Raw genomic sequence first — 9,006 nt, 5'->3', positions numbered from 1 at the left:
GACATCTACGGACGCTGAAGAACGCATCCCGGGGCACCCGAATGACCTCGCCGCCGGCCTCGCCTGCCGGGCGCGGGGCGCCGCCGCCCGTCGCGCGGGGCTTGTAGGCATGAAAGCTGCCTTCCCCGGCACGACGGAGCGGATCCGCTTTCATCCGCTCCGAATCCTATACTCCGGTCCGGTTTCAGTCGGCTGAACTGGTTGTCCGGCGCACCAGCTTGCCGGAAACCACTGCCATCCGACACATCAACCGTGCGGCCGGATGCGGCGGGCGTGGTGAGACAAGAGGGGACCGAGAGGATGCCGAAGGGATCCGACCTGCTCGTGCGAGCGCTTGAGAACGAGGGCGTTGACCGCGTCTTCGGCATCCCGGGCGAGGAGAACCTCGACATCGTCGAGAGCTTGCGCACCTCCAAGATCGAGCTCGTGCTGACCCGCCACGAGCAGGCCGCCGCCTTCATGGCCGCGACCTACGGGCGGCTGACCGGCAAGCCGGGCGTGTGCCTGGCCACCCTCGGCCCGGGCGCGCTCAACTTCTCCACCGGCGCCGCCTACGCGCATCTGGGCGCCATGCCGATGATCATCATCACCGGCCAGAAGGGCATCCTCTCCTCGCGCCAGGCCCGCTTCCAGATCGTCGACGTGATCGCCTCGATGCGGCCGATCACCAAGATGGCCCGCCAGATCGTCTCCGCCTCCTCCATCCCCACCATCGTGCGCGACGCCTTCCGGGTCGCCGCCGAGGAGCGTCCCGGCCCGGTCCTGCTGGAGCTGCCCGAGGACATCGCGGCCGAAGAGGCCGAGTCCTACACCGTGCCGACGCATCCGATCGACATCCCGGTCGCCCACCCGAAGGCCATCGAGCGCGCCGCCGAGATGATCCTGGCCGCCAAGCGCCCGCTGGTGATGCTGGGCGCCGCCGCCTCCCGCCCGCGCTCCACGAGCGACCTCGGCGGCTTCGTGCAGCGCACCCGGATCCCCTTCTTCACCACCCAGATGGGCAAGGGCACGGTCGCGCACGGCTCGGACCTCTACATGGGCACCGCCGCGCTCTCCGAGCGCGACTACGTGCACGAGGCGATCGACGCGGCCGACCTGATCATCGCCATCGGCCACGACACGGTTGAGAAGCCGCCCTTCTTCATGGGCCAGGCGAACCAGAAGGTCCTGCACATCAGCTACATGCCGGCCAACGTCGAGCAGGTCTACTATCCGGACGCCGAGGTGGTGGGCGATCTCGGCCCCACCCTGAAGCTGCTGGCCGACCGGCTCGAGGGCCAGTTGCCGAACGCGGGCGCGCTGCTCTCGATCCGCGAGCACATCCTCGACCGGATCATGGACCGGGCCGACGAGGCCCGCTTCCCCGTGACCCCGCAGCGGCTGGTGCGCGACGTGCGCCGGGTCATCCCGGAGGACGGGATCGTGTGTCTCGACAACGGGATGTACAAGATCTGGTTCGCGCGCAACTACCGCACCTACGTCGCCAACACGCTGCTGCTCGACAACGCGCTGGCCACGATGGGGGCGGGCCTGCCCTCGGCCATGATGGCGGCGCTGCTCTACCCGAACCGCCGCGTCATGGCGGTGTGCGGCGACGGCGGCTTCATGATGAACAGCCAGGAGATGGAGACCGCGGTGCGCCTCGGCCTCAACCTCGTGGTGCTGATCCTGGACGATTCGGCCTACGGCATGATCCGCTGGAAGCAGGCGGTGGACGCGTTCCCGGATTACGGCATGACCTTCAAGAACCCGGACTTCGTGAAGTACGCCGAATCCTACGGCGCCACCGGCCACCGGGTCGGCGCGGTCGAGGATCTGGGGCCGACGCTGGAGCGGGCCTTCCAGGCAGGCGGGGTGCACCTCGTGGCGGTGCCGATCGACTACTCGGAGAACACCCGCGTGCTCGTCAACGAGCTGCGCGAGAAGGTGAAGCCGTCGCACCCCGAGGCGACCGCCTGACGGCAAAGCGCCCGAGGCCGCTGACATCCCCGCGCGCCCCGGCGCGCGGGCCCGACGTCGAACCCGAGAACGGACACGCCGCCATGAAGCCCTTCACCTTCCAGACCACGCCGAACGTGCTGTTCGAGGCCGGCGCCTCCAAGAAGCTGCCCGAGATCGTGGCCGGGCTGAAGGCGAAGCGGGTGCTGCTGGTGACCGACCGCGGCGTGCGGGATGCGGGGCTCACCGCCGCGGCCGAGACAGCGCTGGCCGGGGCGGGCGTGCAGATCGACGTGTACGACGACGTGAAGGCCGACCCGCCGGCCGGCATCATCGAGGCGGCCGCCGCCAAGGCCCGCGAGGCCGGCACCGACCTCGTGCTCTCCATCGGCGGCGGCTCGGCCCTCGATACGGCCAAGCTGGTGGCCTACCTCGCCAAGTCCGACGAGCGCCTCGACGACATCTACGGCGTCGGCCTGGCACTCGGCGAGCGCCTGCCCCTGATCCTCGTGCCCACCACCGCCGGCACCGGCTCCGAGGTGACGCCGATCTCGATCGTCACCACCCCGACCACCGAGAAGAAGGGCGTGGTCTCCCACAAGCTCCTACCCGACTGGGCGGTGCTCGACCCCGAGCTGACCCTGGGGCTGCCGGCCCACGTCACCGCGGCGACCGGCATCGACGCGATGGTGCACGCCATCGAGGCCTTCACCAGCAAGAACAAGAAGAACCCGATCTCGGACCAGCTCGCCAAGCAGGCGCTGGCGCTGCTCTCAGGCCATATCCGCACCGCCTGCTCAGAGCCGAAGAACCTCGAGGCGCGCTCCGGCATGCTGCTCGGCTCGATGCTGGCCGGCATGGCCTTCGCCAACGCGCCGGTCGCGGCCGTGCACGCGCTGGCCTACCCCATCGGGGCGATCTTCCACGTGCCGCACGGGCTCTCGAACGCCCTCGTGCTGATGGGCGTGATGCGGTTCAACCTCTCCCACGCGCAGGGGCTCTACGCCGAGCTCGCGCCGATCCTCGACCCGGAGGCGATCAACCTGCCGGAGGACGCGGCCGCCGCCCGCTTCGTGGAGAGCCTCGCGGCGATCTGCCGGGACTGCAAGGTGCCGTCCTCGCTCGCCGAGGTCGGTGTGAAGCAGGACGACCTGGAGCGGCTGGCCACCGACGCGATGAAGCAGACCCGCCTCCTCGTGAACAACCCGCGCGAGGTCACCCACCAGGACGCCTACGCGATCTACGCCGAGGCGCTCGACGGCAAGGTGCAGCAGGCGGCCTGAGGTGGTCTGATCCCGCCGGGCCCGGACGCCCGGCGGCGCACGGTTCGGGACAGGGAGGCGGCGTCGATGGATCCCTTCGAGAGCGTGAAGGCGGTGGCGGAGCTGTGGGGGCGGGGCGCCCGCTCCTTCGCCGAGGCGCAGGCCAACATGATGGGCGCCTTCGCGGCCGGCCCCGCTCTCGCGGCGGACACCGAGGCGGCGCAGAAGGCCCAGGCCGCCTACGCGCGCGCCTGGGCCGACGCGCAGGCGGTCGCCACGAGCTTCACCACGAGCCTTCAGGACAAGGAGGGCCAGGATCCGGTCGCGGCCGAGGTGCTCGCCAAGGTGTTCGACCCGCGCGGCTGGCTCTCGGCGACCAGCGAGGTCGACGCCGCGCTCAGCCGCATGGCCGAGGGGCCGCAATTCGCCGACCTGTTCCAGGTCGAGCGCAAGGTCGCCGCGCTCACCGCGGCCTGGACGGCGCTCCGGCGGCGCAACCTCGAGCACAACACCCTGATGCTTGAGGCCTGGACGCGGGCCACCGGCGCCTTCTCGCAGGCGGTGAACGCGAAGGCCGAGGCCGGCAAGCCGCTCGAATCGGCCCGCGACCTGATGGCGCTCTGGATCGAGACGGCCAACGACGTGCTGGTCGAGACGCAGCGCTCCGAGGCCTTCCTGAGGAGCCAGCGGGACTCGCTGAAGGCGGCCACCGACCTGCGCCTCGCGCAGGGGGAGCTGGCCGAGTTCTACAGCCGGATGTTCGGCTACCCGACCCGCTCCGAGCTCGACGACCTGCACAAGACCGTCACCGAACTGCGCCGGGAGCTGCGGGCGCTCAAGCGCGCGCGGCGCACCGGCCGGATGGAGGCCTCCGCGTGAGCAGCAGCCGCCCCACCATCACGCCCGCCGACGCCGTGGCGGAAGCCTCCGCGCTCGGCCGCCGCCTCGCCGAGGGCGCCAAGCTCTTCGGCGAGATCCGCGACGCCGACGTGCAGATCGCCACCACGCCGAAGGACCTCGTCTGGAGCCAGGATAAGGTCTCGCTCTACCGCTACCGCCCGCTCGCCGAGTCCAAGGGCCTGCCCCCGGTGCTGATCGTCTACGGACTGATCGGCCGCTACACGATGGCGGACCTGCAGGAGGACCGCTCGCTGGTGCGCAACCTCCTGAACCTCGGCCTCGACCTCTGGGTGGTCGACTGGGGCAATCCAGGCCGGGCCGAGCGCTTCGTCACCATCGACGACTACGTCGACGGCTATCTCGCCGAGTGCGTCGGCGAGATCCAGGAGCGCACGAACCGCGAGAAGGTCAACCTGCTCGGCATCTGCGAGGGCGGCGTCTTCACCACCTGCTACGCGGCGCTCAACCCCGATCAGGTCAACGCGATGGTGCTCACCATCACGCCGATCGACTTCCACGCCGACCAGGTCGAGAACCGCCCGGGCCACGGCTTCATCAATCTCTGGGCGCGCTCGCTCGCGCCCGAGGACGTCGACCGGCTGATCGAGTCGCAGGGGTCGCTGCCTGGCGCCTTCATGGGTTCGGTCTTCTCGATGATGACGCCGATGCGGACGCTGACGAAGTACAACCTCGACTTGCTCGACGCGCTCGCCGACAAGAAGAAGTTCCTCAACTTCCTGCGCATGGAGAAGTGGATCGCCGACCGGCCGGACCATCCGGGCGAGGCGGCCAAGCAGTGGCTGAAGGACCTCTACCAGGAGAACAAGCTGGTCGAGAGCCGCTTCGAGCTGTCGGGCCGCACGGTGAAGCTCAGCCAGATCACCTGCCCGGTGCTCAACGTCTTCGCCCAGGACGACCACATCATCCCGCCCGCCACCTCGCGGGCGCTCGGCGCCAAGGTCGGCACGCAGGACTACACGGAGCTCGGCCTGCCCGGCGGGCATGTCGGCGTCTTCGTCGGCGGGAAGGCGCAGGCGCTGCTCGGCTCCGGCATCGCCGATTGGCTGAGCGCGCGCGGCTGACGACGGGAGGGGCGACACGATGGGCAGCCTGAAGAACAAGATCGTCAGCGCCGACGAGGCCGCGGCGATCATCCACGACGGCGACATGGTGGCGGTATCGGGCTTCGTCGGCATCGGCACGCCGGACGAGCTGATCCTGGCGCTGGCCCGCCGCTTCGAGGCGACGGGCGCGCCGCGCGATCTCGGGCTGATGTTCGCGGCCGCCCCCGGCGACGGCAAGGAGCGGGGGCTGAACCGGCTGGCCCTGCCGGGCCTCGTGCGGCGGGTCGTCGGAGGGCACTGGTCGCTGGTGCCGAAGCTCGGTGCCATGGCGGTCGAGGGCGAGATCGAGGCCTACAACCTGCCGCTCGGCGTGGTCTCGCACCTTTACCGCGAGATTGCCGCGCACACACCCGGCCACATCACCAAGGTCGGGCTCAACACCTTCGTGGACCCGCGGCTGGAGGGCGGCAAGCTCAACGCGCGGACCACCGAGGACCTCGTCAACGTGGTCGAACTCGGCGGCGAGCCCTGGCTGCACTACCGGGCCTTCCCCGTCCACGTCGCGCTGATCCGCGGCACCACGGCGGATCCGGCCGGCAACATCACGATGGAGCGCGAGGCGCTCACCCTCGACAACCTCGCGGCCGCGATGGCCGCCAAGAACTCGGGCGGCTTCGTGATCGCCCAGGTGGAGCGGCTGGCCGAGACCGGCTCGCTCAACCCGCGCGAGGTCCAGATCCCGGGCGTGCTGGTCGATTGCGTGGTGCTGAGCCAGCCGGAGAACCACCGCCAGACCTATGGCACCGCCTACAACCACGCCTATACGGGCCGCCAGCGCGTGCCGCTGGACCGGATCGCGCCGATCGGACTCGACGAGCGCAAGGTGATCGCCCGGCGCTGCGCCTTCGAGCTGCCGCCCGGCGGCGTCGTCAATCTCGGCATCGGCATGCCGGAGGGCGTGGCCGCGGTGGCCGCCGAGGAGCGGGTGCTGCGCTACCTGACGCTCACGGCCGAGCCCGGCGTGATCGGCGGCTTGCCCCAGGGCGGGCTCGATTTCGGCGCCGCGCTGAACCCCGCGGCGGTGCTGCACCAGAACCAGCAATTCGACTTCTATGACGGCGGCGGCCTCGACCTCGCCTGCTTGGGCCTCGCCCAGTGCGACGGCCAAGGCAACGTCAACGTCAGCCGCTTCGGCAAGCGGCTCGCGGGCGCGGGCGGCTTCATCAACATCTCGCAGAACGCCAAGAGCCTCGTCTTCGCCGGCACCTTCACGGCGGGCGGCCTGGAGATCGCCATCGACGACGGGCAGCTGCGCATCGTGCAGGAGGGGCGCTCGCGTAAGTTCATCGACGCGGTGGAGCAGGTGACCTTCTCGGGAGGCTTCGCGGCCGAGCGCGGGCAGCCGGTGCTCTACGTGACGGAGCGCTGCGTCTTCCGGCGCACGCGGGCCGGTATGGAGCTGGTCGAGGTGGCGCCCGGCATCGACATCGAGCGGGACATCCTCGCCCATATGGGCTTCGCGCCGATCGTCCAGAACCCGAAGCCGATGGATCCGCGCCTGTTCCGCGAGGGCGTGATGGGGCTGGAGCCCTGGCTGCTCGGCCTCTCTCTTGCAGAGCGCATCAGCTACGATCCGGAGCGCAACATCCTGTTCTCGAACCTCGAAGGCTTCCAGGTCCGCACGGTCGACGACGTGGAGCTGGTGCGCCGCGAGTACGAGCGCGCCTGCCAGGAGATCGGTCGCAAGGTCCATCTCGTGGCGAATTACGACGGGTTCGAGTGCGACCCGACCGTGAGCGACGCCTATTTCTCGACCATCGCGTATCTGGAGAACCGCTACTACGCGACTGCGGCCCGTTACACCACGAGCGCCTTCATGCGGCTGAAGCTCGGCGCCTCGCTGGCAAGTCGCGATCTGGCGCCCCACGTGTTCGAGACAAAAGCAGAGGCACAGGCGAGGAACACGGCCCAAAGCGTGCCCATCAAGCCGCGGCCTGCCACGCCGCAGCCTCCTAAGGAACCACAGAATGCCTGAGACCGAGACCCTGTCCCTGAAGGACCCGAGCCTGCTCGTCGATGCCTGCCTGATCGGCGGCGAATGGTCGAAGAGCGGCGCGGGCTCGATCGAGGTGACGAACCCCGCAACCGGCGCCGTCGTCGCGCGCGTTCCCAATATGGGCGCCGAGGAGACGCGCCGGGCGATCGAAGCGGCCCACGCCGCCTACCCGGCCTGGCGGGGCAGGACGGCCGCCGAGCGCGCCACCCTGCTCAAGAAGCTCGCGGCGCTGATCCTGGAGAACCAGGAGGATCTCGCCCGCATCCTCACCGCCGAGCAGGGCAAGTCGCTCGCCGAGGCCCGCGCCGAGGTCGGCATGTCGGCGGGCTACGTCACGTGGTTCGCCGAAGAGGCGCGGCGCGTCTACGGCGACGTCATCCCCTCGCCCTGGCCGAACCGGCGCATCCTCGTCACCAAGGAGCCGGTCGGCGTGGTCGCGGCGATCACGCCCTGGAACTTCCCCTCCTCGATGATCGCCCGCAAGCTCGCGCCCGCGCTCGCGGCCGGCTGCCCGATCGTGATCAAGCCCGCAACCCAGACCCCGCTCTCGGGCTTGGTCTGGGGCCTGCTCTGCGAGCGCGCCGGCATCCCGGCGGGCCTCGTCTCGATCGTTACCGGCTCGGCCCGGGCGATCGGCGGGGAGCTTACCGGCAACCCGCTGGTGAAGAAGGTCACGTTCACCGGTTCGACCGAGATCGGCAAGCTCCTGATGAGCCAGGCCGCCGGCACGGTGAAGAAGGTCTCGATGGAGCTGGGCGGCAACGCGCCCTTCATCGTCTTCGACGACGCCGATCTCGACCGGGCGGTCGAGGGGGCGATGCTGGCCAAGTACCGCAACTCCGGCCAGACCTGCATCTGTACCAACCGGGTGCTGGTGCAGGACGGCATCTACGACGCCTTCGCGGAGAAGATGGCGGCGGCGGCCAAGGCCCTGAAGGTCGGCAACGGCGCCGAGGAGGGCGTGGTGCAGGGCCCGCTCATCGACCACGCCGCGGTCGAGAAGATCGAGGCGCATATCCGCGACGCCACCGCCAAGGGCGCCCGGGTGATCGCGGGCGGCCGGCGCCACGCGCTGGGCGGCTCGTTCTTCGAGCCGACGGTGCTGGTCGACGTGGTGCCGGGCATGGATGTGGCCAAGGAGGAGACCTTCGGGCCGCTGGCGCCGCTCTTCCGCTTCCGCGACGAGGCGGAGGCGATCGCGATGGCCAACGACACGGAGTTCGGTCTGGCCTGCTACTTCTACACGCGCGATCTGGGTCGCACCTTCCGCGTTTCGGAGGCGCTGGAATACGGCATGGTGGGCGTCAACGAGGGCATCATCACCACGGAGGTGGCGCCCTTCGGCGGGGTGAAGGAGTCGGGTGTCGGCCGCGAGGGCGGCTACCAGGGCATCGAGGACTACCTGAACACCAAGTACGTCTGCGTCGGCGGTCTCGGCGCCTGAACGAGCGCGGGAGAGTGCCCCTCTCCCGCGTTCCCCGCCGCATCCTCTCGGCTCCGGCGCCATCCTGCGGCCGGACGGCCGCACGATCCGGACAGTGGAGCGCCGGTGGAGGCGCGGCTCGCGTTGGTCCGCAGCGGCGAAGCCGTTGGCCGGTCGTGCGTCCGCCAACCCGCAGGGGCGCCGCGATCGAGCCTGTGACGTTCGGGCCGTCGGCGGGCCTGCGTCCGCCCTTTCCATCGATCGGGCCGAGCGGGTATGACCCATCGCACGGGTCGCAGACCTCGCGGTCGACTGGGGCATGCTGCCGATGGTGCGCTTGAACGAGATCCGCATCGGCGAGGT

Annotated in this window: 6 protein-coding genes; all 6 read left to right on the top strand. The window is 70.1% G+C overall.

The genetic code is table 11. The features are described 5' to 3' along the window. The first annotated feature begins 300 nt into the window (after nucleotides 1–300). The 6 genes from MFF54_RS21090 (at nucleotide 301) to MFF54_RS21065 (ending at nucleotide 8,664) form a co-directional block, all read left to right on the top strand. The gene (locus tag MFF54_RS21090; RefSeq protein ID WP_238305927.1) at nucleotides 301–1,959 is read left to right on the top strand and encodes an acetolactate synthase large subunit; all 1,659 of its coding nucleotides are present in this window, start codon (nucleotides 301–303) and stop codon (nucleotides 1,957–1,959) included. An 83-nt stretch (nucleotides 1,960–2,042) separates the two neighbouring features. Next, complete coding sequence (locus MFF54_RS21085) at nucleotides 2,043–3,221, top strand: iron-containing alcohol dehydrogenase (RefSeq protein ID WP_238305920.1); 1,179 nt, start codon at nucleotides 2,043–2,045, stop codon at nucleotides 3,219–3,221. 66 nt (nucleotides 3,222–3,287) lie between these two features. Continuing rightward, nucleotides 3,288–4,079, top strand: a complete 792-nt coding sequence (locus MFF54_RS21080; RefSeq protein WP_238305911.1) for a poly(R)-hydroxyalkanoic acid synthase subunit PhaE — start codon at nucleotides 3,288–3,290, stop codon at nucleotides 4,077–4,079. Then, nucleotides 4,076–5,182 carry a class III poly(R)-hydroxyalkanoic acid synthase subunit PhaC gene (gene phaC / locus MFF54_RS21075; RefSeq protein WP_238305909.1) on the top strand — a complete coding sequence of 369 codons (1,107 nt, stop codon included), beginning with the start codon at nucleotides 4,076–4,078 and terminating at the stop codon, nucleotides 5,180–5,182. The genes MFF54_RS21080 and phaC overlap by 4 nt, the downstream gene beginning before the upstream one ends. A gap of 19 nt (nucleotides 5,183–5,201) precedes the next feature. Next, a complete protein-coding gene (locus tag MFF54_RS21070) occupies nucleotides 5,202–7,199 on the top strand; it encodes an acyl CoA:acetate/3-ketoacid CoA transferase (RefSeq protein WP_238305899.1) in 1,998 nt (665 codons plus the stop codon). After that, nucleotides 7,192–8,664, top strand: coding sequence for an NAD-dependent succinate-semialdehyde dehydrogenase (locus tag MFF54_RS21065; protein ID WP_238305897.1), 1,473 nt, complete (start codon nucleotides 7,192–7,194; stop codon nucleotides 8,662–8,664). Before MFF54_RS21070 ends, MFF54_RS21065 begins: the two co-directional genes overlap by 8 nt. Nucleotides 8,665–9,006: the final 342 nt, after the last annotated feature.

Source organism: Methylobacterium gregans, from assembly GCF_022179245.1.
In the GTDB taxonomy this organism is placed as follows: Bacteria; Pseudomonadota; Alphaproteobacteria; order Rhizobiales; family Beijerinckiaceae; genus Methylobacterium; species Methylobacterium gregans.
This window is presented reverse-complemented; position numbering and strand designations above follow the sequence as displayed.

What these genes read in the sequence shown, in the direction of transcription:
- MFF54_RS21090 (WP_238305927.1), top strand. Translation starts at nt 301, where the DNA reads ATGCCGAAGGGATCCGACCTGCTCGTGCGAGCGCTTGAGAACGAGGGC.
- MFF54_RS21085 (WP_238305920.1), top strand. Translation starts at nt 2,043, where the DNA reads ATGAAGCCCTTCACCTTCCAGACCACGCCGAACGTGCTGTTCGAGGCC.
- MFF54_RS21080 (WP_238305911.1), top strand. Translation starts at nt 3,288, where the DNA reads ATGGATCCCTTCGAGAGCGTGAAGGCGGTGGCGGAGCTGTGGGGGCGG.
- MFF54_RS21070 (WP_238305899.1), top strand. Translation starts at nt 5,202, where the DNA reads ATGGGCAGCCTGAAGAACAAGATCGTCAGCGCCGACGAGGCCGCGGCG.
- MFF54_RS21065 (WP_238305897.1), top strand. Translation starts at nt 7,192, where the DNA reads ATGCCTGAGACCGAGACCCTGTCCCTGAAGGACCCGAGCCTGCTCGTC.